The organism is Streptomyces sp. SDT5-1 (assembly GCF_052245995.1).
Taxonomy (GTDB): domain Bacteria; phylum Actinomycetota; class Actinomycetes; order Streptomycetales; family Streptomycetaceae; genus Streptomyces.
In genome coordinates, this window is sequence record NZ_CM125963.1 from 5,612,340 (window position 1) to 5,635,249 (window position 22,910).

24 protein-coding genes are annotated in these 22,910 nt (G+C 71.2%); 11 read left to right on the top strand and 13 right to left on the bottom strand.

Features of this window, described 5'->3' with window-relative positions; translation table 11 throughout:
• Positions 1 to 21 precede the first annotated feature (21 nt).
• From ACTWJ8_RS26020 to ACTWJ8_RS26035, 4 genes are all read left to right on the top strand, one after another.
• Positions 22 to 948: a F0F1 ATP synthase subunit gamma gene (locus ACTWJ8_RS26020; RefSeq protein WP_356373942.1), complete on the top strand. Its 927-nt coding sequence runs from the start codon at positions 22 to 24 to the stop codon at positions 946 to 948.
• Positions 948 to 2,396, top strand: coding sequence for a F0F1 ATP synthase subunit beta (atpD, locus tag ACTWJ8_RS26025; RefSeq protein ID WP_356373941.1), 1,449 nt, complete (start codon positions 948 to 950; stop codon positions 2,394 to 2,396). The genes ACTWJ8_RS26020 and atpD overlap by 1 nt, the downstream gene beginning before the upstream one ends.
• 116 nt (positions 2,397 to 2,512) lie before the next feature.
• On the top strand, positions 2,513 to 2,887 hold the full coding sequence (locus tag ACTWJ8_RS26030; RefSeq protein WP_356373940.1) for a F0F1 ATP synthase subunit epsilon: 375 nt from the start codon (positions 2,513 to 2,515) through the stop codon (positions 2,885 to 2,887).
• Between the two features lie 133 nt (positions 2,888 to 3,020).
• Positions 3,021 to 3,476, top strand: a complete 456-nt coding sequence (locus ACTWJ8_RS26035) for a DUF2550 domain-containing protein (protein ID WP_356373939.1) — start codon at positions 3,021 to 3,023, stop codon at positions 3,474 to 3,476.
• Between the two features lie 73 nt (positions 3,477 to 3,549).
• Here ACTWJ8_RS26035 and ACTWJ8_RS26040 read toward each other — a convergent pair whose 3' ends face one another.
• The 3 genes from ACTWJ8_RS26040 to ACTWJ8_RS26050 all read right to left on the bottom strand — a co-directional run bounded on the left by ACTWJ8_RS26040 (position 3,550) and on the right by ACTWJ8_RS26050 (position 7,370).
• Positions 3,550 to 5,412, bottom strand: coding sequence for a glycosyl hydrolase family 18 protein (locus tag ACTWJ8_RS26040; RefSeq protein WP_443260409.1), 1,863 nt, complete (start codon positions 5,410 to 5,412; stop codon positions 3,550 to 3,552).
• A 138-nt stretch (positions 5,413 to 5,550) separates the two neighbouring features.
• The gene (locus ACTWJ8_RS26045) at positions 5,551 to 6,198 is read right to left on the bottom strand and encodes a response regulator (RefSeq protein ID WP_443260410.1); all 648 of its coding nucleotides are present in this window, start codon (positions 6,196 to 6,198) and stop codon (positions 5,551 to 5,553) included.
• Positions 6,195 to 7,370 (bottom strand): sensor histidine kinase, encoded by a 1,176-nt coding sequence (locus ACTWJ8_RS26050; protein ID WP_356373936.1) that lies wholly within the window; start codon positions 7,368 to 7,370, stop codon positions 6,195 to 6,197. The genes ACTWJ8_RS26045 and ACTWJ8_RS26050 overlap by 4 nt, the downstream gene beginning before the upstream one ends.
• 163 nt (positions 7,371 to 7,533) lie before the next feature.
• Here ACTWJ8_RS26050 and ACTWJ8_RS26055 point away from each other — a divergent pair, with 163 nt between their 5' ends.
• Positions 7,534 to 8,085 (top strand): hypothetical protein, encoded by a 552-nt coding sequence (locus ACTWJ8_RS26055; protein WP_356373935.1) that lies wholly within the window; start codon positions 7,534 to 7,536, stop codon positions 8,083 to 8,085.
• Here the strand turns inward: ACTWJ8_RS26055 and ACTWJ8_RS26060 are convergent.
• From ACTWJ8_RS26060 to ACTWJ8_RS26070, 3 genes are read right to left on the bottom strand one after another with little or no spacing between them, the layout of a single operon-like run.
• Positions 8,082 to 8,654: a cob(I)yrinic acid a,c-diamide adenosyltransferase gene (locus ACTWJ8_RS26060; RefSeq protein ID WP_356373934.1), complete on the bottom strand. Its 573-nt coding sequence runs from the start codon at positions 8,652 to 8,654 to the stop codon at positions 8,082 to 8,084. The genes ACTWJ8_RS26055 and ACTWJ8_RS26060 overlap by 4 nt on opposite strands.
• A 13-nt stretch (positions 8,655 to 8,667) precedes the next feature.
• On the bottom strand, positions 8,668 to 9,423 hold the full coding sequence (locus ACTWJ8_RS26065) for an ABC transporter permease (RefSeq protein ID WP_443264995.1): 756 nt from the start codon (positions 9,421 to 9,423) through the stop codon (positions 8,668 to 8,670).
• 5 nt (positions 9,424 to 9,428) lie between these two features.
• Complete coding sequence (locus tag ACTWJ8_RS26070) at positions 9,429 to 10,211, bottom strand: ABC transporter ATP-binding protein (protein WP_443260411.1); 783 nt, start codon at positions 10,209 to 10,211, stop codon at positions 9,429 to 9,431.
• Positions 10,212 to 10,293: 82 nt separating this feature from the next.
• Between ACTWJ8_RS26070 and ACTWJ8_RS26075 the strand changes: the two genes are divergently transcribed.
• The 4 genes from ACTWJ8_RS26075 (at position 10,294) to ACTWJ8_RS26090 (ending at position 15,145) form a co-directional block, all read left to right on the top strand.
• Positions 10,294 to 10,932 carry a TetR/AcrR family transcriptional regulator gene (locus tag ACTWJ8_RS26075; RefSeq protein WP_443260412.1) on the top strand — a complete coding sequence of 213 codons (639 nt, stop codon included), beginning with the start codon at positions 10,294 to 10,296 and terminating at the stop codon, positions 10,930 to 10,932.
• Positions 10,933 to 11,101: 169 nt separating this feature from the next.
• Positions 11,102 to 11,953 carry a 3-hydroxyacyl-CoA dehydrogenase family protein gene (locus tag ACTWJ8_RS26080; protein ID WP_356373931.1) on the top strand — a complete coding sequence of 284 codons (852 nt, stop codon included), beginning with the start codon at positions 11,102 to 11,104 and terminating at the stop codon, positions 11,951 to 11,953.
• A 164-nt stretch (positions 11,954 to 12,117) separates the two neighbouring features.
• Entirely contained in the window at positions 12,118 to 12,441 is a 324-nt protein-coding gene (locus ACTWJ8_RS26085; protein ID WP_356373930.1) for an STAS domain-containing protein, read from the top strand.
• A gap of 250 nt (positions 12,442 to 12,691) precedes the next feature.
• Positions 12,692 to 15,145, top strand: a complete 2,454-nt coding sequence (locus ACTWJ8_RS26090) for an ATP-binding protein (RefSeq protein WP_443260413.1) — start codon at positions 12,692 to 12,694, stop codon at positions 15,143 to 15,145.
• A gap of 51 nt (positions 15,146 to 15,196) precedes the next feature.
• On the opposite strand, the gene nucS is transcribed toward ACTWJ8_RS26090, so the two are convergent.
• Positions 15,197 to 15,868, bottom strand: a complete 672-nt coding sequence (gene nucS, locus ACTWJ8_RS26095) for an endonuclease NucS (RefSeq protein ID WP_356373928.1) — start codon at positions 15,866 to 15,868, stop codon at positions 15,197 to 15,199.
• 252 nt (positions 15,869 to 16,120) lie between these two features.
• Between nucS and ACTWJ8_RS26100 the strand changes: the two genes are divergently transcribed.
• Complete coding sequence (locus ACTWJ8_RS26100) at positions 16,121 to 16,513, top strand: SCO5389 family protein (protein ID WP_356373927.1); 393 nt, start codon at positions 16,121 to 16,123, stop codon at positions 16,511 to 16,513.
• A gap of 91 nt (positions 16,514 to 16,604) precedes the next feature.
• On the opposite strand, the gene ACTWJ8_RS26105 is transcribed toward ACTWJ8_RS26100, so the two are convergent.
• Complete coding sequence (locus ACTWJ8_RS26105) at positions 16,605 to 17,639, bottom strand: LLM class flavin-dependent oxidoreductase (RefSeq protein WP_443260414.1); 1,035 nt, start codon at positions 17,637 to 17,639, stop codon at positions 16,605 to 16,607.
• 213 nt (positions 17,640 to 17,852) lie between these two features.
• On the opposite strand from ACTWJ8_RS26105, the gene ACTWJ8_RS26110 reads away from it, so the two are divergent.
• Complete coding sequence (locus ACTWJ8_RS26110; RefSeq protein WP_356373925.1) at positions 17,853 to 18,194, top strand: ATP/GTP-binding protein; 342 nt, start codon at positions 17,853 to 17,855, stop codon at positions 18,192 to 18,194.
• Between the two features lie 25 nt (positions 18,195 to 18,219).
• Here the strand turns inward: ACTWJ8_RS26110 and ACTWJ8_RS26115 are convergent, their stop codons facing one another.
• The 5 genes from ACTWJ8_RS26115 to ACTWJ8_RS26135 form a co-directional block, all read right to left on the bottom strand.
• Positions 18,220 to 19,053 carry an ABC transporter permease gene (locus ACTWJ8_RS26115; RefSeq protein ID WP_356373924.1) on the bottom strand — a complete coding sequence of 278 codons (834 nt, stop codon included), beginning with the start codon at positions 19,051 to 19,053 and terminating at the stop codon, positions 18,220 to 18,222.
• On the bottom strand, positions 19,050 to 20,216 hold the full coding sequence (locus ACTWJ8_RS26120) for an ABC transporter ATP-binding protein (RefSeq protein ID WP_356373923.1): 1,167 nt from the start codon (positions 20,214 to 20,216) through the stop codon (positions 19,050 to 19,052). Before ACTWJ8_RS26120 ends, ACTWJ8_RS26115 begins: the two co-directional genes overlap by 4 nt.
• Positions 20,217 to 20,329: 113 nt before the next feature.
• The gene (locus ACTWJ8_RS26125; protein ID WP_356373922.1) at positions 20,330 to 21,043 is read right to left on the bottom strand and encodes a hypothetical protein; all 714 of its coding nucleotides are present in this window, start codon (positions 21,041 to 21,043) and stop codon (positions 20,330 to 20,332) included.
• Positions 21,044 to 21,078: 35 nt separating this feature from the next.
• Entirely contained in the window at positions 21,079 to 21,849 is a 771-nt protein-coding gene (locus ACTWJ8_RS26130; RefSeq protein WP_356373921.1) for an ABC transporter permease subunit, read from the bottom strand.
• Between the two features lies 1 nt (position 21,850).
• Positions 21,851 to 22,867, bottom strand: coding sequence for an ABC transporter ATP-binding protein (locus ACTWJ8_RS26135; RefSeq protein WP_356373920.1), 1,017 nt, complete (start codon positions 22,865 to 22,867; stop codon positions 21,851 to 21,853).
• Between the last annotated feature and the right edge of the window lie 43 nt (positions 22,868 to 22,910).

The following is a 22,910-nucleotide window of genomic DNA, read 5'->3' on the forward strand; positions in this document are numbered from 1 at the left end:
CGTAAGGAAGGGACCTGACTCATGGGAGCCCAGCTCCGGGTCTACAAGCGTCGCATCCGATCCGTCACCGCGACCAAGAAGATCACCAAGGCGATGGAGATGATCGCCGCCTCGCGCGTCGTCAAGGCGCAGCGCAAGGTGGCGGCCTCCACGCCCTACGCGACCGAGCTCACGCGCGCGGTCACGGCGGTGGGGACGGGGTCGAACACCAAGCACCCGCTGACGACCGAGGCCGAGACGGCGACCCGCTCCGCGGTTCTCCTGCTCACCAGTGACCGCGGTCTGGCCGGCGCCTTCAACTCGAACGCGATCAAGGCCGCCGAGCAGCTCACCGAGCGGCTCCAGGCCGAGGGCAAGGAGGTCGACACGTACATCGTCGGCCGCCGTGGTCTGGCCCACTACAACTTCCGCGAGCGCAAGGTCGTGGAGTCGTGGGCGGGCTTCACCGACGAGCCCACGTACGCGGACGCCAAGAAGGTCGCGGCCCCGCTGATCGAGGCGATCGAGAAGGAGACGGCGGAGGGCGGCGTGGACGAACTCCACATCGTCTACACCGAGTTCGTCTCGATGATGACGCAGACGGCCGTCGACGGTCGGCTGCTGCCGCTCAGCCTCGAAGAGGTGGCGGAGGAGTCGAAGGCGTCCGGCAAGGGCGACGAGATCCTTCCGCTGTACGACTTCGAGCCGTCGGCGGAGGACGTCCTCGACGCCCTGCTGCCGCGCTACGTCGAGAGCCGTATCTACAACGCGATGCTCCAGTCGGCTGCCTCCAAGCACGCCGCCACGCGCCGCGCGATGAAGTCGGCCACCGACAACGCGGGAGAGCTGATCAACAACCTCTCCCGTCTTGCCAACGCGGCCCGCCAGGCCGAAATCACCCAGGAAATCAGCGAGATCGTCGGTGGCGCGAGCGCCCTGGCCGACGCGACCGCGGGGAGTGACAAGTAATGACCACCACTGTTGAGCCGACCGCTCCTGCTGGCGTGGCCACTGGCCGCGTCGCGCGGGTCATCGGCCCGGTCGTCGACGTGGAGTTCCCCGTCGACGCGATGCCGGACATCTACAACGCCCTGAACGTCGAGGTCGCGGACCCGGCGCAGGACGGCGCGAAGAAGACCCTGACGCTCGAGGTCGCGCAGCACCTCGGTGACGGCCTGGTCCGCGCGATCTCCATGCAGCCCACCGACGGTCTGGTCCGCCAGGCTCCCGTCGTGGACACGCAGAACTCGATCACCGTTCCCGTCGGTGACTTCACCAAGGGCAAGGTGTTCAACACCCTCGGCGAGGTCCTGAACGTCGACGAGAAGTACACGGGCGAGCGCTGGGGCATCCACCGCAAGGCCCCGAACTTCGACGAGCTCGAGTCGAAGACCGAGATGTTCGAGACCGGCATCAAGGTCGTCGACCTTCTCACCCCGTACGTCAAGGGTGGAAAGATCGGCCTCTTCGGCGGTGCCGGCGTCGGCAAGACGGTGCTCATCCAGGAGATGATCTACCGCGTCGCCAACAACCACGACGGTGTCTCCGTGTTCGCCGGTGTCGGTGAGCGCACCCGTGAGGGCAACGACCTCATCGAGGAGATGTCGGACTCCGGCGTCATCGACAAGACCGCGCTGGTCTTCGGTCAGATGGACGAGCCGCCGGGCACCCGTCTGCGCGTGGCCCTCGCGGGTCTGACGATGGCGGAGTACTTCCGCGACGTCCAGAAGCAGGACGTGCTGTTCTTCATCGACAACATCTTCCGCTTCACGCAGGCCGGTTCCGAGGTGTCGACCCTTCTCGGTCGTATGCCGTCCGCCGTGGGTTACCAGCCGAACCTCGCCGACGAGATGGGCCTCCTCCAGGAGCGCATCACCTCGACGCGTGGTCACTCGATCACGTCCATGCAGGCCATTTACGTGCCCGCTGACGACCTGACCGACCCGGCCCCGGCCACCACGTTCGCCCACCTCGACGCGACGACGGTGCTCTCCCGTCCGATCTCGGAGAAGGGCATCTACCCGGCCGTGGACCCGCTGGACTCCACGTCCCGCATCCTGGACCCGCGCTACATCGCGCAGGACCACTACAACGCCGCCATGCGCGTCAAGACGGTTCTGCAGAAGTACAAGGACCTCCAGGACATCATCGCGATCCTCGGTATCGACGAGCTCGGCGAGGAGGACAAGCTCACCGTCCACCGCGCCCGTCGTGTGGAGCGCTTCCTGTCGCAGAACACCCACGTCGCCAAGCAGTTCACCGGCGTCGACGGGTCGGACGTCCCGCTGGACGAGTCGATCGCGGCCTTCAACGCGATCATCGACGGTGAGTACGACCACTTCCCGGAGCAGGCGTTCTTCATGTGCGGTGGCATTGAGGACCTCAAGGCCAACGCCAAGGAGCTCGGCGTCTCCTGAGCCCCGTGCTCGTAGGGAGGGTCGGGGGTATGTCCCGGCCCTCCCGCCACGCCCACTAGACTTTGAACCGACACCCGGCAGCGAGTGCCGCCGGGTGGTGACCCGAGGAGCCCACCTTGGCTGCTGAGCTGCACGTCGAGCTCGTCGCCGCGGACCGCAGTGTCTGGTCCGGCGAGGCCACCCTGGTCGTCGCGCGTACCACGTCCGGCGACATCGGCGTCATGCCCGGTCACCAGCCGCTGCTCGGTGTGCTGGAGTCGGGGCCCGTGACGATCCGTACGACGGACGGGGGGACGATCGTGGCGGCTGTCCACGGCGGTTTCATCTCGTTCGCCGACAACAAGCTGTCCCTGCTGGCCGAGATCGCCGAGCTTTCGGACGAGATCGACGTCCAGCGGGCGGAGCGGGCGCTGGAGCGCGCGAAGTCGGACGCGGACGCGTCCGCGGAGCGTCGTGCCGACGTCCGACTGCGTGCGGTGGCGGCGCGCTGAATCCAGCGAGCCACATGATGTACCTCAGCCGCGGCCCAGGCCGGAGATGATCTCCGGACCGGGTCGCGGCTGAGGCGATCTACAACTGTTTTGCTGTTCCGTTATCGGTCGAGAAGCGAGGAGGTCGGTGCAGATGGTCCTCGTTCTCGTGCTGTGCGTAGTCGCGGTCGTCGTACTCGTGGTGGTGGGGCTCGTCGCCTTCGGCGTACGACGGCGGCTCATCCAGCGGTCCGGCGGTACGTTCGACTGCTCGTTGCGGTGGGACGCGCCGGCGCCCGATGCGGACGACGCCTCCGGCAAGGGCTGGGGGTACGGGATCGCCCGCTACAACGGGGACCGGGTCGAGTGGTTCCGCGTCTTCTCGTACGCGCCCCGGCCGAAACGAATCCTTGAGCGTGCGGCCATCGAGGTCACCGGGCGTCGTTCCCCCGAGGGCGAGGAAGAGCTCGCCCTCCTCTCCGACGCGATGATCCTCGCCTGCACCCATCGCGGCACGCGCCTCGAACTCGCCATGAGCGAGGACGCCCTCACCGGTTTCCTGGCGTGGCTGGAGGCGGCGCCTCCCGGCCAGCGGGTCAACGTGGCGTAGCCGCCAAAAGATGTCCTCGTGGAAGAAGCCGGGCCGCGGGGGGCGTTCCCGGGGCCCGGCTTCGGTCGGAGGGTTACTTCAGGCCGGAGTCGATGGCCGTCACCAGTTCGCCGTTGGACGTGTCGCCGGAGAACTCCCAGAAGAACGCGCCGCCGAGGTTCTGCGACTTCGCCCAGCTCATCTTGGAGTTGATCGTCGCGGGCGTGTCGTACGACCACCAGTCGGAGCCGCAGTGCGCGTACGCCGTCCCGGCGACCGTCCCGTTCGAGGGACACTTCGTCTTGAGGACCTTGTAGTCCTCGATGCCCTGCTCGTACGTCCCTGCGGCGGGCCCGGTCGCCGTGCCGCCCGGCTCCTTCTGCGTCACGCCGGTCCAGCCGCGGCCGTAGAAGCCGATCCCGAGGAGGAGCTTCGAGGCGGGCACGCCCTGCGCCTTCAGCTTGGCGATCGCGTCGGCCGACGTGAAGCCCTGCTGCGGGATGCCGGAGTACGAGGTGAGCGGGGAGTGCGGGGCCGTCGGACCCTTCGCGTCCCAGGCGCCGAAGAAGTCGTACGTCATGACGTTGTACCAGTCGAGGGCCTGCGCCGCCCCCGCGTAGTCGTTCTTCTCGATCTTGCCGCCGGCGGAGGCGTCGGCCGTGATCGCGGCGGTGACCAGGTTCTGCGAGCCGAACTTCGAACGCAGCGCCGTCGTCAGCTTCTTGAGCGCGTCCTGCCCCGACGTGTCACAGCTCAGGCCGCACGCGTTCGGGTACTCCCAGTCGATGTCGATGCCGTCGAAGACGTCGGCCCAGCGCGGGTCCTCCACCAGCTTGTAGCAGGAGTCGGCGAACGCGGCAGGGTCCTTCGCGGCGTCACCGAAGCCACCGGACCAGGTCCACCCGCCGAACGACCAGATGACCTTGAGGTTCGGGTGCTTGGCCTTCAGCTGGCGCAGCTGGTTGAACGCGCCGCGCAGCGGCTGGTCCCAGGTGTCGGCCTGCCCGGACACGGAGTTGGCCGCGGTGTAGGCCATGTCGGTGTCGGCGTAGGCGTCGCCCATGGTGCACTTGCCGCCCTGGACGTTGCCGAAGGCGTAGTTGATGTGCGTGACCTTGGCGGCGGAGCCGGACGTCTCCAGGTTCTTCGGGTAGTACTGGCGCCCGTAGACGCCCCAGTCGGTGAAGTACCCCAGCTTCACCTTGCCGCCGGTGCCGGGCCCGGGGTCGGTGCCGCCGCCCCCGGTGGTGTGCACCTTCACGGAGCCGGAGACCGGCCCCGTCTGGTCGGCGGTGTCACGGGCCTGCACGGTGTACGAGTAGTCCGTGCCGGCCTTGAGGCCGGTGTCGGTGTATGTCGTGCCGGTCACCGTGGCGACCTTGGCGCCGTCGCGCAGCACGTCGTAGTTCTTGACGCCCTTGTCGTCGGTGGCGGCCGTCCAGGACAGCTTGGCCGAGGTGTCGGTGATGCCGGACGCGGTCGGGGTGCCGGGCGCGGAGGGCGCCGCGTCGTTCGGCACGTCGCCGCCGTCGCAGGAGGCGCCGTTGAGCTTGCAGCCGGTGGGGGCGCCGTTTCCGGTGCCGTTGAAGCCGAAGGAGACCGAGGCGCCGGGGGCGAGCGACCCGTTCCAGGAGAGGTTCTTGGCGGTCCAGTGGTCCGCGGAGTTGGTGACGGTCGCGTCCCACGCGGAGGTCACCTTCGTACCGGACGGGAAGTCCCACTCGACGTTCCACGCGTTCACCGTCGTGGTGCCGGAGTTTTTGATCGTCCACTTGCCTTCGAAGCCGCTGCCCCAGTCCTGGGTCTTGGCGTACGTGGCGGTGACCGCGGAGGCCTGGGCGGCGGCGTCCGCCGGGGTGGCGAGGCCGACGAGGGCCGCGGCGGGGAGGGCGAGGGTCGCGAGGACCGCGGTCGTTCGGTGGCGAAGTCTCGGTCTGGGTACGTCGGTCGAGCGCATCGGGTGCTCCTCGGGAGGTCCGGGGTTCGTGATGGGGGTGGAACCCTGCGACGCCCGTGAGCACCGGAGTGGGGACTGTGCTCACCGCAGTGCGGCGAGAATAGAAAGGTCTGGACCAGCGGTCAAGGTCTAAACCAATCACTGCTTTCGGCCAACTTCCCGCGCCAGCACGGCCGCCTGCACCCGGCTGCGCAGGTTCAACTTGCCGAGCAGACGGCTGACATGGGTCTTCACCGTGGCCTCCGCCATGTCGAGCCGGTCCGCGATCTCCGCGTTGGACAGGCCGTCGCCCAGTCGGTCGAGCACCTCCCGCTCCCGGCGGGTGAGCGTCTCCAACTCCGGGGGAGCGTCGGTGGGTTCGCTCCCGGAGGGGCGCGCGAACTCGGCGATCAGGCGGCGGGTGACCGCGGGGGCGATCAGGCCCTCGCCGCGGGCGACCGTGCGGACGGCCTCCAGCAGGTCCCGCGCGTCGGTGTTCTTGAGCAGGAACCCGGACGCCCCCGCGCGCAGCGCCCCGAACACGTAGGCGTCGAGGTCGAAGGTGGTCAGGACGAGCACGTCGGCGAGCCCCTCCTCGACCACGGCCCGGGTGGCCGAGACCCCGTCGAGGCGCGGCATCTGTACGTCCATCAGGACGAGGTCGGGCCGCAGTTCGCGGGCGAGGTCCACCGCCCGCTCGCCGTCCTCCGCCTCGCCGACGACCTCGATGTCGGGCGCGCTGTTCAGGATCAGCACGAGCCCTGCCCGTACGGCGGACTGGTCCTCTGCGACGAGTACGCGGATCACGCGGGGTCCCCTCCTTCGGTGTGCAGCGGCAGGCCGGCCCGCACCCGCCACGTCCCGTCCTGCGTCGGCCCGGCCTCGAACGTGCCGCCGAGCAGCGCCGCCCGCTCCCGCATCCCGACGAGCCCGGCGCCCGACCCCGGCGCCCGCGGCCCCTCCCGCTCGCCGGGCGGGCTGTCGACCCGCACCTCGACCCGCCCGTCCGCGCGGTCGACGAGCACCACGACCCGGCCGGGCCCCGCGTGCTTGAGCGCGTTCGTGAGGGACTCCTGGACGATCCGGTAGGCGGCGAGCTCGACCGGCGCGGGCAGCCCCGTGAGGCCGCCGGAGACGGTCAGGTCGACGTCCAGCCCGTTCGCGCGGGACTGCTCGACGAGCGCGCCGAGGCCCGCGAGGGTCGGCGCGGCCACCGGCTCCGCGTCGCCGCCCGCGTCCCGCAGCAGCCCGATCAGGCGGCGCATCTCGGCGAGCCCGTCGACGCTGTTCTCGCGGATCGTGGTCAGCGCCGTACGGGTGGTGGCCGGATCGTCGAGGGAGAGCGCGGCCGTCGAGTGGATCGCGATGGCCGACAGGTGGTTCGCCACCATGTCGTGCAGCTCGCGGGCCATCCGGGCGCGCTCGGCCGTCACCGCCTGCGTCCGGTCCATCTCGGCGAGCAGCGCCGTCTGCTCCGCCCGCAGCCGCTCCGCCTGCGCCGCCTCCCGGTGCCCGCGCACCAGCAGCCCCGTGGCGGCCGGGCCGAACGAGACGAGCCCGGTCGCGACGCCGATCAGCAGGGCCTCCGGCTGCCGCAGCCAGGCCACGAAACCGAGGGTGACCGCGACCGTCACCAGGCCGGTGCTGACGGGGAGGCGGCGGGCCGCGGCCGGGGTGCCGTACAGGGCGGCCGCGTACATCAGGTCCGTGTACATGAGGACCGTCGCCAGGCTGCCCTGCGTGAACTGGTCCGCGACCAGCACGAGCGTGCCGACGACCACGGCGAAGCGGGGGCGGGTGCGGCGCAGCAGTTCCAGCGCGGCCATCGCGACGAGCGGCAGCAGCAGCCAGGAGCCGTCGAGGGGCCGCCCCGTGTTCATGCCGAGCCCGACGCCCCACAGCACGAGCCCGCCGAGCAGCCCGCCGACGGCGATGCGCACGTCGTCGCGGTGCGGGCGGGGGAGAGCGGCGGCCAGCATGCCTCCATCCAACACGGCCGGGGCGCGCCGGGCATGGTGCGGCGGGACGAGCCGTCGCCCGGCGGCACTACATCGAAGGATGCAGTCCCACTTCGTCACCTACGACGACGATCACGCGGCGCGCGGAAGGGAGCCTTGAAGTGGGGAACGAGAGGAGCCCGTCGTGATCGTCACGCTCATCGTCGTCTGCGAGATCGCCTTCTGGGTGTTGCTCGCCGCCGGCCTCGCGCTGCGCTACTGGGCGCGGATGCCGCGCGCGAGCGTCGCGGTGCTGCTGTGCGAGCCGCTCCTCGAGGTGCTGCTGCTCGTCGTGACGGCGGTCGACCTCAAGAACGGCGCCGAACCCGACTGGAAGCACGGCCTCGCCGCCGTCTACATCGGCTATTCGATCGCGCTCGGCCACTACACGATCAAGTGGGTCGACGTCCGCGTCGCCCACCGCTTCGCGGGCGGCCCGCCGCCCTCGACGCCGAGGTACGGGGCGGCGCGCGCGATCCACGAGTGGAAGCTGGCCGCGCGCTGGATCCTCGCGGCCCTCATCGCGATGGGCCTGCTCCAGGGCGCCATCTGGTACGTGGGCCCCGACGGGTCGACCGAGTCCCTCGCGCAGTGGCAGCAGCGCATGCTGTTCCTGATCGCCATCAACGTGGTCATCGCGACGAGCTACACGGTCTTCCCGAAAAAGGCGCCGACCGTCACCACGAACAAGGGCTAACGCTCACCGCCCGGCACCCACAGCACGTCCCCGACCTCCTTGTTCGCGATCCGGGCGAGAATGAACAGGAGGTCGGAGAGGCGGTTGAGGTAGGTGGCCGTGAGGGGGTTCATCGTGTCGCCGTGGGTCTCCATCGCCGCCCACGTCGAGCGTTCCGCGCGGCGGACGACCGTGCAGGCCTGGTGGAGGAGGGCGGCGCCCGGCGTGCCGCCGGGGAGGATGAAGGAGCGGAGCTTCTCCAGCTGCTCGTTGAAGCGGTCGCAGTCCGCCTCCAGCTTGTCGACGTAGAACTGCTCGACGCGCAGCGGCGGGAACTCGGGGTTCTCGACGACCGGCGTGGACAGGTCCGCGCCGACGTCGAACAGGTCGTTCTGCACGCGCACCAGCACCTTCACCACCTCCTCGTCGAGGCCGCCGAGGGCGATCGCCGTGCCGATGACGGCGTTGGCCTCGTTGGCGTCCGCGTACGCCGAGATCCGCAGATCGGTCTTGGCGGTGCGGCTCATGTCGCCGAGGGCGGTGCTGCCCTTGTCTCCGGTACGGGTGTAGATGCGCGTCAGATTGACCATGCGACCAGCGTAGTTACGCGGCGGCCCGGCGGAAGCCGCGTGTGCCGACCGTCACGGCGAGCGCCGCGAAGGCGACCGCGACCAGCGCCCCGTACAGCATGTGCGCTGTCGCATAGTGGCCGACGTACGCGTCCCGCATCGCGTCCACGAGGTACCGCAGCGGCATCACGTGCGAGAGCGCGTCGAGCCAGCCCGGCGCGAGCGCCATCGGCAGCATCAGCCCCGACAGCAGCATCGACGGCATCGTGACCGCGTTGATCACGGGCCCGAACTCCTGCGGCGTACGGGCCCGGAAGGCGAGCGCGTACGAGAGGGACGCCAGCGACACCGTCAGGAGCGCCACGAACGCGAAGCCGATGAGGATGCCGCCGAGCGGCGCCCGCAGGCCCATCACGAGCGCGGCGAGGACCAGCAGCACCGCCTGGAAGAGGAACAGCGCGGTGTCCCGCAGTACGCGCCCGAGCAGCAGCGCGAGCCGGCTCACGGGCGTCACGCGCATCCGCTCGACCACCCCGTGGTTCTTCTCCAGGATGATCCCGAAGCCGCAGAACGCCGCCCCGAAGAGCCCGAGTTGCAGCAGCAGCCCGGGGACCAGGACCTGCCAGGAGCTGCCGGCCGAGCCCAGCGGGAGCTCCGTGAGCAGCGGTCCGAAGAACAGCAGGTAGAGCAGCGGCATGAGGATGCCGAAGAGTATCTGGAAGCGGGACGACAGGGTCTGTCGTGCGTACCGTCCGAAGACGATCGCGGTGTCGGAGGCCAGGGTTCTCATCGCGCTCACACCGCCACCGGAGCCGTGTCGACGGGCGCGGGGCCGCGCCCGGTGATCGCCAGGAACGTGTCCTGGAGCGACGCGTCGATCGATCCGCCGTGCGCCAGCTTGAGCGCGCTCGGCGTGCCGTCGGCCGCGACGACGCCCTTGTCCACCACGACGATCCGGTCCGCGAGCGCGTCCGCCTCGTCGAGGTAGTGCGTCGTGAGGAAGACGGTCGTGCCGTGCTCGGCGCGCAGCCGCCGCACGAGGTCCCACAGGTCGGCGCGGCTGCCGGGATCGAGCCCGGTCGTCGGCTCGTCGAGGAAGAGCACCTCGGGGCGGTGCACGAGCCCCATCGCGATGTCGAGGCGGCGCCGCTGCCCGCCGGAGAGCGCCCCGGTCCTGCGCTCCATGAGGTCGGCGAGGCCGAGGTCCGCCGCCAACTCGTCGGCGCGCTCGGCCGCCTGAGCCTTCGTCAGCCGGTACAGGCGGCCCTGCGTGACCAGCTCCTCCCGTACGGACACGGAGGGATCGACGCCGCCGGACTGCGCGACGTACCCCACCGCGCGCCGCACGCCCGCCGGGTCGTCCGCCAGGTCGTGCCCCGCGACGGTGGCCGCGCCGCCGGTGGGCGGGAGCAGCGTGGTGAGCATCCGCAGGGTCGTGGTCTTCCCCGCGCCGTTCGGCCCGAGGAAGCCGAGGATCTCGCCCGGCTCGACGCGCAGGTCGATGCCGCGGACCGCCTCGACGGGCCCGTGCCGGGTGGTGAAGGTCCGGGCGAGGCCGGACGCGCTGATGACTGCCATGACAGCCAGAAAAACAGAGTCACTGAAATTTTGCAACGTCCCCAAAATTTCAGCGAGGCCAGCGAAGCCGTAGGATCGGGGCATGGCAGAAGGGCTCAGGGAGCGGAAGAAGCGGCAGACCAGGCAGTACATCTCGGACGTCGCGACCGCCCTGTTCGTGGAGCGCGGCTTCGACGCGGTGACCGTCGCGGAGATCGCCGACGCGGCGAACGTCTCCGTGAACACGGTCTACAACTACTTCCCGGCGAAGGAGGACCTGTTCCTCGACCGCTCCAAGGGCGTCGTCGAGCGCATGTCGCGCTGGGTGCGCGCCCGGGACGTGGGGGAGTCGGCCGCCGCCGCCGTGCTGCGCGAGCTGCGCGAGGAGATCGAGACCGTCTCGCCGCGCGTCGGTCTCATGGACGGCTACAGCGCGTTCATGCGGGTCGTGCACGCCGCGCCCGCGCTGCGCTCCCGGCTCTGGGCGATCCAGCAGGAGGTCCACGACAACCTCGTGGCGACGCTGCGCGAGGAGGTCGGCGCCATGGACGACGACCCGCTGCCCGACCTGATCGCCGGTCAGATCGGCTGGGTCCACCAGGCCGTCATGGCCGGCATCGGCCGCCGGATGCTCGCGGGCGGCACCCCCGCGGAGGTCTCCCGCGAGATGCTCGACGTGCTCGACGAGATGGAGGAACTTCTGAGCGACAAGGTGCTCAACTACGCCGTCCGTGACGCCTGATGACCACGGATGATCGATCACCGGGCCGTGTCGGTGTGATGTCCGTCATTCGAGACGTGACGCGCATCTCTAAGCGTCCACACGGCCGCCCACGGGCGCTAGTGTCCGCCGGAGAGCAACGTAAACAGTGGTTGAGCGGTCGCGCGTGACACGCGGTTAGGGGACGTACGTGGCAAGGAAGCTCGCGGTCATCGGTGCCGGTCTCATGGGGTCGGGCATCGCCCAGGTCTCCGCCCAGGCGGGCTGGGACGTCGTCCTGCGCGACGTCACCGACGAGGCGCTGAAGCGCGGCACCGACGGGATCAAGGCCTCGTACGACAAGTTCGTGAGCAAGGGGAAGCTCGACGCCGCCGACGCCGAGGCCGCGCTCGGCCGCATCACCGCCACCACCGACCTGGACGCCGCGGCCGACGCGGACGTCGTCGTCGAGGCCGTCTTCGAGAAGCTCGAGGTCAAGCACGAGATCTTCCGCGCGCTCGACAAGATCGTGCGCGAGGACACCGTGCTCGCCTCGAACACCTCGGCCATCCCGATCACCAAGATCGCGGCGGCCACCGCCCACCCGGAGCGCGTCGTCGGCGCGCACTTCTTCTCGCCGGTGCCGATGATGCAGCTGTGCGAGCTGGTGCGCGGCTACAAGACGAGCGACGAAACCCTCGCCACCGCGCGGGAGTTCGCCGAGTCCGTCGGCAAGACCTGCATCGTCGTGAACCGGGACGTCGCGGGCTTCGTGACGACCCGGCTCATCTCCGCCCTCGTCGTCGAGGCCGCGAAGCTCTACGAGTCCGGGGTCGCCACCGCCGAGGACATCGACGTCGCCTGCAAGCTGGGCTTCGGCCACGCCATGGGACCGCTCGCCACCGCCGATCTGACGGGCGTCGACATCCTGCTGCACGCGACGGAGAACATCTACACCGAGTCGCAGGACGAGAAGTTCGCCCCTCCGGAGCTCATGCGCCGGATGGTGGACGCCGGTGACATCGGTCGCAAGAGCGGGCAGGGCTTCTACAAGCACTCCTGATCGCACGGCTGATGCCATGTCACCCCTCGGGGTGAATTCGGTATCGGTTCGCTTACAGACGGCAACTTTCGGCCCCCGCGGCACGTCAGTTGCAGTGACATACCCAGATCACATCCAGATCGCATCGACCACCGCATGACACCTCTTGCCACGGGGGAGCGCATATGTACATCAGGGGCGACCACGCCGAGCTGGTCGTCGGGGGCCGCCTCGACGTCCGCAGCGCGGCGGACGCCCGTTCGGTCCTGCACACCGCCGTCGACGACGGGATCGGCGACCTCGTGCTCGACCTGTCCGAACTCGACTCCTGGGACGCGACGGGGCTCGGCGTCATCATGGGCGCCCACCGACGCGCGGGCCGCTGCGGGCGCCGGCTCGTGCTGCGCCGCGTGCCGCCCCAGATGCAGCGCCTGCTCGTCGCCACCCGACTCCACCGGATCCTGGCCATCGAGGGCGGCATCGGCCTCGAGTCCCTGCCGCGCGTCTGAACCGGAAGGTTTGGCCCCGGAAGGGGTGAATCCGTCATTCCGGAGGGAATCGCCCGTAATCCTCACGAGACTGTGACGTCTCGGGCGGCGCCGTACCTCCCGGCTTCGTAGATACTGGGCGAAGGTCTAAGGTTCGGTCGCCCGCCACAACAGAGAACCCGGGGCGCGGGCGCCGGGCCAGAAGCGACAGCGCTGTGTGCACAGGCCGGGAGGGGCAAGCGGCACACCACGCTTTTGGGGGGCTTTGACCATGGACCCGATGAACCGGGGACCGGAAGATTTCGGCCAGGACCGGCAGGACGGGACGGGGGACGGCGGCGCGGGCCGACGGCCGCCCCGCGACCCCCTGACGCCCGACTTCGGCCAGCCGTCGCCCGCGGTCGTCCGCGCCGTGCGGCTGGTCTCGGGCGACCACCTGCTGACCGTCAATCCCGTCGACGGCAGCGAGATCGAACCCTGCCCGCCCGGCGAGCGCCCCGCCCGGCCCGCCAAGCACGACGCGGCGGCGCGCGCGGCGCGGGCCCGCGCGTCCAGGCCGCCGCTGCCGCCGGGCCCCGCGCAGCCCCAGCGGCCGCTCCTGGAGCGTCAGGAGGAGCGCGAGCGCCTGGTGCGGCTCCTGGCGCGCGGCCGCTCCGTACGGCTCACAGGGCCCGCCGGAGCCGGGCGCACGGCGCTGCTCGACCAGATCACCGAGGACTGCGCCGACCTCGCGCCCGACGGCGTCGTCCGGCTCTGCGGCCACCGGCGCACCGTCGACGAGCTGCTGCACGAGCTGTTCGCCGCCGTGTACGACGCGCCGCTGCACCGCCCCGACCGGGCGCTGCTGCTCGAACTCGTCCACGAGATCGGCGCCGTCGTCGTCCTCGACGACCTGGAGTTCGGCGGCGCGGCGCTCGACGAACTCCTGGAGGCCACGCCCGAGTGCGCCTTCCTGCTGTCCACGACGCCCGACGTGCCGGCGCCCTCCGCGGACTCGCACGTCGAGGAGGTCTTCCTCGCGGGACTCGGTCGCGGCGCGGGACAGGAGCTCCTGGAGCGGGCCGTCGGCCGGGTGCTCACCGACGAGGAGGCGCAGTGGGCCGCCGACCTCTGGTTCGAGTCCGAGGGCCTGCCGCTGCGCTTCGTCCAGGCGGGCGCCCTGCTGCGGCAGCGCGACCAACTCCGCGCCGACCCCGAGGCCTTCGACGCGTTCGGCTACTACGAGGGGCCGGGCGCGGCCCCCGTCGACGCGCCGTTCGACACCTCCGACGGGCACGACGTGCCGCTGCCCGCCCTCGCCGAGGCCGCAGCGCCCGCCCCGCTGCTCGCCTCCCGGCTCGGCGCGTCCGCGCGCGCCACCCTGGAGTTCGCGGTCGCGCTCGGCGGCGAGGTGCCGCACCAGGCGCACCTGCCGGCCCTCGTCGGCGACACGCACGCCGACGCGGCCCTCGCCGAGCTCGTCTCCTGTGCGCTCGTCACCCCGGTCGGCGGCCGCTACCGGCTCGCCGCCGGAGTCCGGCAGCAGCTGGAGGCCGCGGGCTACGGCACCGACGGCGCGGGCCGCGGGCGCACCGCCGCCCAGCACTACGCCTGGTGGGCCGCGCACCCGTCGGTCGGGCCCGAGCGCGCGGTCGCCGAGTGCGACGCGGTGCTCGCCGCGCTCGCCGCCGCACCGGCCCCCGAGGTCTCCCTCGAACTGGCCCGCGCCGCCGCACCCGCGTTCGCCGCGGGGCTCGCCTGGGGTGCGTGGGAGCGCGCCCTCAGGGCCGGGCTCGAAGCGGCGCGCTCCGCGGGCGAGGTGGCCGAAGAGGCGTACTTCCACCACGAGTTGGGCGTCCTCGCGATACTCGACGGGCAGCTCGACCGGGCCCGCGTCGAGCTGGAGGCCGCCATCGCGCTGCGCGGCGCCGCCGCCGACAAGCGCGGCACGACCGCGGGCCGCCGGGCCCTCGCGCTCGTCGCGGACCGCTCGGGCGGCGCGACGGCCGGCGAGGAGATCCCGGAGGCGATGTACGAGGAGTCGGCGTCGCCGCCCGGGGGAGTCCCCGCGCGACCGGTCGAGCCCGACACCGTGGTGACCCGGCAGGCCGCCCTGCCCACCCCGGCCCCGCCGCCCGCCCCGACGGTCCTCGGGGCCAAGGCACCCCCGCGCAGGTCGGTGCTGAACGGCGCGCGGCGCAACATGGTGGCGGCCGGCGCCGGCGCGCTGCTCGCGGCGGTGCTCGGCACGGTCGTCACGCTCGGCGCCACGTCGGGCAACGACGACTCGCCGTCGGACAAGGTCAGGACGAACCCGTCGGCGACGGCGGGGGAGAGCGGCGGGGACCTCGGCGCCGACGAGGCGGGCGGCGAGGGCGGCGGCGCGAGCGCGGCGCCGACCGATCCCGGCGAGGACGGCGTCCTCGGCACATCGGACGACCCGACGCCGTCGAAGGCCCCGAGCGACGACGCCTCCGGCACGCCGAGCGACTCGGCGTCCCCGGACGACCCGACGAAGAAGCCGACCAGGTCCCCGTCGAAGTCGCCCTCGAAGTCCCCGTCCAAGAGCCCGACGAAGCCCCCTACGCAGTCCCCGACCAAGCCTCCGTCGTCGTCCCCGCCGCCGAGCCCGACCACGACGGAACCGACGACCCCGACCACGGAGCCGTCCACCCCCGACACCTCGGACACGGCCAGCGGACCGATCTCGACGTCGCCGGGTTCGTCGGGAACGACCACCGCATAGGAAAGCGGGGCCGACGCCGCAAAGCGTCGACCCCGCCTCCCGCGAACAACGTCAGAAGAGCCGCAGCTTGTCGTCCTCGATGCCCCGCAACGCGTCGTAGTCCAGCACCGCGCACCCGATCCCCCGGTCGGTCGCGAGCACGCGCGCCTGGGGCTTGATCTCCTGCGCCGCGAAGATTCCCTTCACCGGCGCGAGGTGCGGGTCGCGGTTCAACAGCTCCAGGTACCGGGTGAGTTGCTCGACCCCGTCGATCTCGCCGCGCCGCTTGATCTCGACGGCCACCGTCTGCCCGTCGCCGTCCCGGCAGAGGATGTCGACGGGCCCGATCGCGGTCATGTACTCGCGGCGGATCAGCGTGTAGCCCTCGCCGAGCGTGTCGATGCGGTCGGCGAGCAGCTCCTGGAGGTGCGCCTCGACGCCGTCCTTGATGAGGCCGGGGTCGACGCCGAGCTCGTGCGAGGAGTCGTGGAGGACCTCCTCCATCGTGATGATGAGTTTCTCGCCCGCCTTGTTCGTGACGGTCCACTTGCCCTCGTCCTCGCCGCTGCCCTCCTTCAAGGTGCAGGGCGGCGACATCCAGTTGAGGGGCTTGTAGGCGCGGTCGTCCGCATGGATCGAGACGCTGCCGTCCGCCTTCACGAGGATGAGGCGGGGTGCCGACGGAAGATGGGCGGTGAGCCGGCCCGCGTAGTCCACGGAGCAACGGGCGATGACGAGACGCATGGTCGGCAACGCTACTCGACGCACAGTGGTCCACGCACTTCGCCCTAATAAGCACGCGTAAGCACGCGTTCAGCATTGGCCGGTTGTGTGCGACCCGTTGCCCCTACGCCCTGTTGCCGTCCGGACACGTTGCCTACCGTAGAAGCAGGAGGTCGCGGCGCGTGCACGCTGCGTGTTCCACGGGCCGTGCGTGCCGAGGACTTCTGCCCTGTCCGTCAACCCCCGCTCCCCGGGGGTGCGAGAGGAGAACCCATGTCGCTCGACGTCTCACCGGCACTGTTGGAACAGGCCGAGCGAGGCGAGGTCGACGAAAAGGACTTCGTCGACTGCGTCCGGACCTCCCTGCCTTACGCATGGGAGATGATCAGCTCCCTGGTGGCCCAGCTGAAGGTCGACGGCGGAGACTTCGCCGACAACCAGACGCCGCCCCCGGACGAGCAGGCGCGCGGACAGCTTCTGCGCGCGCTCGCGAGTGACGCGATACGTGGGGCACTGCAGCGGCACTTCGGTGTCCGCCTCGCGTTCCAGAACTGCCACAGGGTCGCGGTGTTCCCGCAGGACCCGTCGGTGGACGACACGCTCGCCCGCTTCACCTCGGCACGTAACCAGCTGCTCAACCAGTCGCCGGAACTGCGTGACTGCTGAGCGGTGAGGGCGTGACAGCCCTGCCTGCCGTCCCGTACGCGGGAGGTGCATCAGTACGGGTCGGCAGGCACTGGGCGAACGCCCCACCGGTTCAGCCGAGTTGCGGCAGGACCTCGGCGCCGAGGCGCCGCACGTTCTCCTCCGTCGCCGCGAGGTCGCCCGAGCCCTCGACGAGCAGGGCGAACCGCGTGATCCCCGTCCGCTCCGCCGTGGCCGCCAGCCGGTCGGCGCACAGCTGCGCGGTGCCCACCGGATGCAGCGAGCAGAGCAACTCCGTGTACGCGTACGGGTCGCGCATCGACCGCGCCCGGCCGTCGACCGTCACATGGGCGTCAAGACCCTGCTTCAGCCAGCCCGGCATCGCCTTGAGGAGGGTCTCCGAGGCCTCGGGCCCGCTGTCACCGATCTGGGCGACACCGGCGGACACGTGCTCCGCCGCGTAGATCTCGTCGACCGAGCGGCCCGCCTCGCGCGCGTGGCGCCGCCACAGGCCGACCATCTCCGCCTTCTCCGCGTCCCCGACGTGCATGCCGAGCAGCATCGGCAGGCCCCGCTCGGCGGCGAGCCGCACGGTCTTCGGCGACGTACAGGCGACGACCACTTCCGGCCCTTCCGCGCCGGCCCCGCCGATCGCCTCAGCGGGGCGCGGCACCACCGGCACCTCGCGGAACGCGAAGCGCTCGCCGGAGCCGCCGACGCGCTCCTCCCGCAGCCAGTCGAGCAGCAGGTCGAGGGATTCCGGGAACCCCTTCTCGTACGCCTCGATGCCCGAGCCGAAGACCTCCAGGTCCACCCACGGGCCGCCGCGGCCGACGCCGAGCGAGAACCGGCCGCCCGACGTGACGTGCAGCAGCGCGGCCTGCTCGCCGAGGGCGACGGGGTGCGCGGTCGGCAGCACGCTCACCGCCGTGCCGACCCGCAGGGTGCGGGTGCGGCCGAGCAGCAGCGCGGCCAGGGTGACGGCCGAAGGGCACGTCCCGTACGGCACGAAGTGATGCTCGGCGAGCCAGACGGAGTCGAGCCCCGCCTCCTCGGCGACCTCGGCGGACCGCACCGCGCGGTGCAGCGCCTCCCCCTGACCCTGGCCGGGAAACTGGGCGGCCAGTACAAACGTTCCTACACGCATCGCACTCCTGCCTTCCTTGGCGCCGACGCGGGCACTCCCCCCTGAAGGCAATAACGGTTGGCAAGTGCCAAGGACACGGCCTCGCAAGAAGATTGGCGGATTTTCCGGCAATTCCCGGTGCGGCCCCCGGCGGGACGGTCCTCGGGTACCCCCGCTCCTTCGGCGTAGGCTGGACACGACCTCCTGCTCCGTTCATACATCCCGAGGTGAGACGTGTCTCCGCGCCGCAACCGCCCGAAGGCCGGCGGGTCCTCCAGCAGCAGCGAGTCCGCCGGGGGCGGGGGCGAGTCGAGGCGCTACGGCGGATTCCAGTTCACCGAGAGCTGGCAGGGCGAGGAGTGGAGCGTCCGCCACGTCGCCGGCGCGAGCGCCGCGGGGAAGACCTACCGCTGCCCCGGCTGCGACCAGCAGATCCCCTCCGGCGTCGCGCACGTGGTGGCCTGGCCCGAGTACGGGGGAGTGGACGACCGCCGGCACTGGCACAAGGCGTGCTGGAACGCGAAGGACCGCCGCACCACGAAGGTGCAGCGGTCCAGGAACGCGCCGCGGTACTGAGACCCGCCGGGGCCTCCCGATCCCGCTACACGTCGCGGTTGTTGAGCGAGAGGAACGCGCCGCCGAGCGCGACGGCGGTGATGAGCGCCATGATCCACAGGGGCTCCCAGCCGGTGGGGCCCGATGTGCCGGTCACGGACTGGTCGTAGAGCACGGCGAGCTGGCTCGGGACCGAGTACTCGAACAGCGCCTGCTGCACGTCCTTCAGCGACTCCGCGAACATGAACATCGCCATGACCAGCGGCAGCAGCACGACGCCCACCATGATGGTGATCGCGCCCGCCGAGTGCCGCACCAGCGTGCCGACGGCGAGGCCCAGCAGACCGAGCAGCGCGACGAACAGTCCGACGCCGACGGTCGCCTTCGCCCACGTGCCGCCCTCCGGCGAGTCCACGCCGACGATGCCGACCTGGAGCGCGCCGACGAGCGCGGCGAACACCGTCGTCAGGACGGAGACGAGCACGAAGAACACGATCGCCTTGGCGGCGAGCACCCGGCTCCGGCTGGAGCAGGCCGTCATCGTCGTCCGGATCATGCCGGTGCCGTACTCGGACGCGATGGTCAGGACGCCGAGGGTCATCACGCAGATGGTGCCGAGCAGCGTGCCGAAGAAGCCGAGGCTGAGCACCTGGTCGCTGCTCGGCTTCGGGCCGTCGTCGGAGGCGACCACGGCGGCGGACGCCAGGCCGATGCCGACCATCAGCACGATCATCACGCCCAGCGTCCACATCGTGGAGCGCACGGACCGGATCTTCGTCCACTCCGACGCGAGCGCGTCGCCGAGGTGCGCCTTGCGGACCGGGATGGGCGAGGCGTACGTGGCGCCGGGGGCGGCGAGGGGCGGGGGCGGCGTGCTCATCGGGCGTCCTTGTCCATCGGCGGGGCGGTCGGGGCCGGGGCTGCGGGCGGTGCCGGGGGCGCGGCGGGCGGGGCCGCGGGAGGCATCGGGGCCGCGTACGGGTTCTGGTCCGCCATCGGCGGCATCGGCTGCGCCTGGGGCGGCGGCGGGGCGTACCAGCCGGGCTGGCCCTGGCCCGGCACCGGCATCTGGCCGGGCGGCACCGCGCCGGGCGGCAGCGGCTCGTGCAGGCCCGCGCGCTGGTCGGCGGTCGAGCGGTAGTCGACGGCGCCCTGCGTCATCCGCATGTACGCCTCCTCGAGGGAGGCCTGGTGCGGCGAGAGCTCCCACAGCCGTACGTCCGCGTCGTGCGCCAGGTCGCTGATGCGCGGCAGCGGCAGGCCGGTGACCCGGAGGCCGCCGTCCTGCTCGGGCAGCACCTGGCCGCCCGCCTCGGTCAGCGCCGCCGTCAGCTTCTCGCGCTGCTGCGGCTCGCTGTCGGGCGTGCGCACGCGCGCGAAGCCCGCCGAGTTGTGCGCGATGAAGTCCCGCACGCTCATGTCGGCGAGCAGTTGCCCGCGCCCGATCACGATCAGGTGCTCTGCGGTCAGCGCCATCTCGCTCATCAGGTGCGAGGAGACGAAGACCGTGCGGCCCTCGGAGGCGAGCGTCTTCATCAGATTGCGGACCCAGAGGATGCCCTCGGGGTCCAGGCCGTTGACCGGCTCGTCGAAGAGCAGCACCTGCGGGTCGCCGAGCAGCGCCGCCGCGATGCCGAGCCGCTGCCCCATGCCGAGCGAGAAGCCCTTGGAGCGCCGCTTGGCGACCTCCTGGAGGCCGACGACGCCGAGCACCTCGTCGACGCGCCGGGCCGGGATGCCGGACAGCTGGGCGAGGCTCAGCAGATGGCTGCGGGCCGTCCGCCCGCCGTGCACGGCCTTCGCGTCGAGCAGCGCGCCCACCTGCCGCGGCGCGTTCGGCAGCTTGTTGTACGGGTAGCCGCCGATGGTCACATGGCCCGCCGTCGGCTGGTCGAGGCCGAGGATCATGCGCATCGTCGTGGACTTGCCCGAGCCGTTCGGCCCGAGGAACCCGGTCACGGTTCCCGGCCGGACCTGGAAAGAAAGGTTGTACACGGCTGTCTTCGCGCCGTAGCGCTTCGTCAGGCCGACTGCCTCGATCATTCTCCGCACCCATCGGAAGGTTCTGAGAGTTTCAGGACGTCGGGGCAGACGCCCCCGTAAGGGTTAGGAGCGTATACGGGCGCTGACGGTTCCGGCCAAGAGTGGGCAAAGAGTCAGACGGGGCCGGAGGGGGTGGTTCCGACCGCGCGGAGCAGCCGGGTGCCCTGCTCGCGCACGGCGGGCGACGCGGCGGCGAGCCGCACCCAGTCCCGCGGGGTCGGCCCGAGCAGCGCGGCCAGCTCGGGGGAGCCCGCCATGAGCGCGCTCAGGAGGCCCGCCTGGTCGCCGCCGCCGGCCCGCGGCAGCCCGGTGGCCGGGTCGAGGAGGACGCCGTGCTCACCGACGTACATCTGGAGGCCGGGCACCGGGGCGTCGGGGACGGCGACCCGGCGGTAGTTCGGCAGCTCGGTGGCGTCGACGGCCTTCAGCTGCGCCGCGTCGAGCCAGGACACCACGAGGGTGCGGGCGGCGCGCGGGTCCGGGTAGGGGGCGGCGGCCACATAGCCGTTGCGCCCGATGTGTGCGGAGCAGCCGACGCCGATGCCGCGGGTGGGCAGCGGCACCATCGGCACGGCGACCGGAAGCCCGAGCTTCTTCAGCTTGTACGCGACCTGGGCGGGGGCCGCGTTGGAGCCGACCGCGAGGACGGGGGTGCGGTCCTCGGTCCAGCGGGGCAGCTCGCGCTCCACGTCCAGGTCGAGGAGTTCGTCGCCGCGCAGCAGGGCGGGGGCGGTGACCGGGCGTCCGGGGTAGCTCAGCGGCGTGAGGGCGGGGACGGTGTCGTAGCCGAGGGAGGCCAGGGTGCGGCCGGGGTCGATGAGCGCCATGGGGCCGCAGGGTAGGGCAGGCCGGGGCTGCCGTCCTACGCGTCCCGCTTCTTCAGGAGCACGTACCCGACGATCAGCGCCACGGCCACCCACACCAGCAGGATCGCGAGGCCGCCCCACGGCCCGTACGGGGCGTCGTCGCTCGGCGGGTCCACCACCTGCATGATCTTCGCGCCCGCCTGGTCGGGGAAGTACTGGGCGACCTTCTTCGTCGCGGAGACGCTGCCGAGGATCGGCGAGACCAGGAAGAAGAACGGCATCAGGATGCCGAGCGAGAGCATGGGGGAGCGGAGCATCGTCGCGACGCCCATCGAGAACATCGTCAGCAGCGTCATGTAGACGGCGGCGCCGAACACGGCGCGCAGCACGTTCGGCGCGCCGAGGTCCGTGCCGTGGTCGCCGAGCATCAGCTGGCCGAGGAAGAACGACGCGAAGCTGATGACCAGGGCGACGACGAGTGCGAGCAGCGCGGCGACCAGGATCTTCGAGAACAGGAACGTGCCGCGCTGCGGGACCGCCGCGAGCGAGGTCCGGATCATGCCCGTGCTGTACTCGCTGGCGACCACCAGGACGCCGAAGACGAGCATCGCGAGCTGGCCGAGGGTGAGGCCGGAGAACGAGATGAAGGTCGGGTCGAAGGTCAGCTTGTCCCCGGTCGACATCTTGTCGAACTCGTTGTTGGTGAGCGCGCTGATCAGCATGCCGAGGCCGACGGAGACCAGCACCGCGAGGCCGAGCGTGAGGGCCGTCGAGTTCACCGATTTGATCTTGGTCCACTCGGAGCGGAGGACCTGGGCCGCGGCCATCTCAGGCGCCCTTCTGTCGGTTCGCGTGCTTCGCCTGTTTCCAGCTCGAACCCCATCCCGGCTGCTGCGGGTCCTGCGGCGGCTGCGGGTTCTGGAGGTCGTACCGGTCCGGGGCGTCGGTGTGTGCGTGGTACTCCACGGACTCCGCCGTCAGCTGCATAAACGCTTCTTCGAGCGAGGCCTGCTGGGGGCTCAGCTCGTGCAGGACGATCTGGTTGCGCGCGGCGAGTTCGCCCAGCTCCTCCGCGGGGTGGCCGTCCACCTCCAGGGCGTCGCCGGACTCGACGACGGTGATGCCGGCGTCGTGCAGCACGTCGAGCAGGCGCTCGCGCTGCGGGGAGCGCAGGCGGACGTACGAGCGGGAGTTCCGGCGGATGAAGTCCGGCATCGACATGTCGGCGAGGAGCCGGCCCTGGCCGATCACCACCAGGTGGTCGGCGGTGAGGGCCATCTCGCTCATCAGGTGCGAGGAGACGAAGACCGTGCGGCCCGCCGCGGCGAGGGACTTCATCAGGTTGCGGATCCAGTGGATGCCCTCGGGGTCGAGGCCGTTCACCGGCTCGTCGAACATCAGGATCCGCGGGTCGCCGAGGAGGGCGCCGGCGATGCCGAGGCGCTGGCCCATGCCGAGCGAGAAGCCCTTGGCCTTCTTACGGGCCACGGCCGTGAGGCCGACCGTGTCGAGGACCTCGTGCACCCGGGTCTTCGGGATGCCGTTGGACTGCGCCAGGCAGAGGAGGTGGTTGTAGGCGCTGCGGCCGCCGTGCATCGCCTTCGCGTCGAGCAGGGCGCCGATGTGGCGCAGCGGGTCCTTCAGCTGGGCGTAGTGCTTGCCGTCGATGCGGACGTCGCCGGCCGTCGGGTTGTCGAGGCCGAGCATCATCCGCATGGTGGTGGACTTGCCCGCGCCGTTGGGGCCGAGGAAGCCGGTGACGATTCCCGGCCGCACGGAGAACGTGAGGTCGTCCACGGCGGTCTTCTCGCCGTACCGCTTGGTCAGCCCCGAGAGCTCGATCATGCGCCCACGCTAAAACGCACCAAAGCCCCCGGCCACTTGTGTG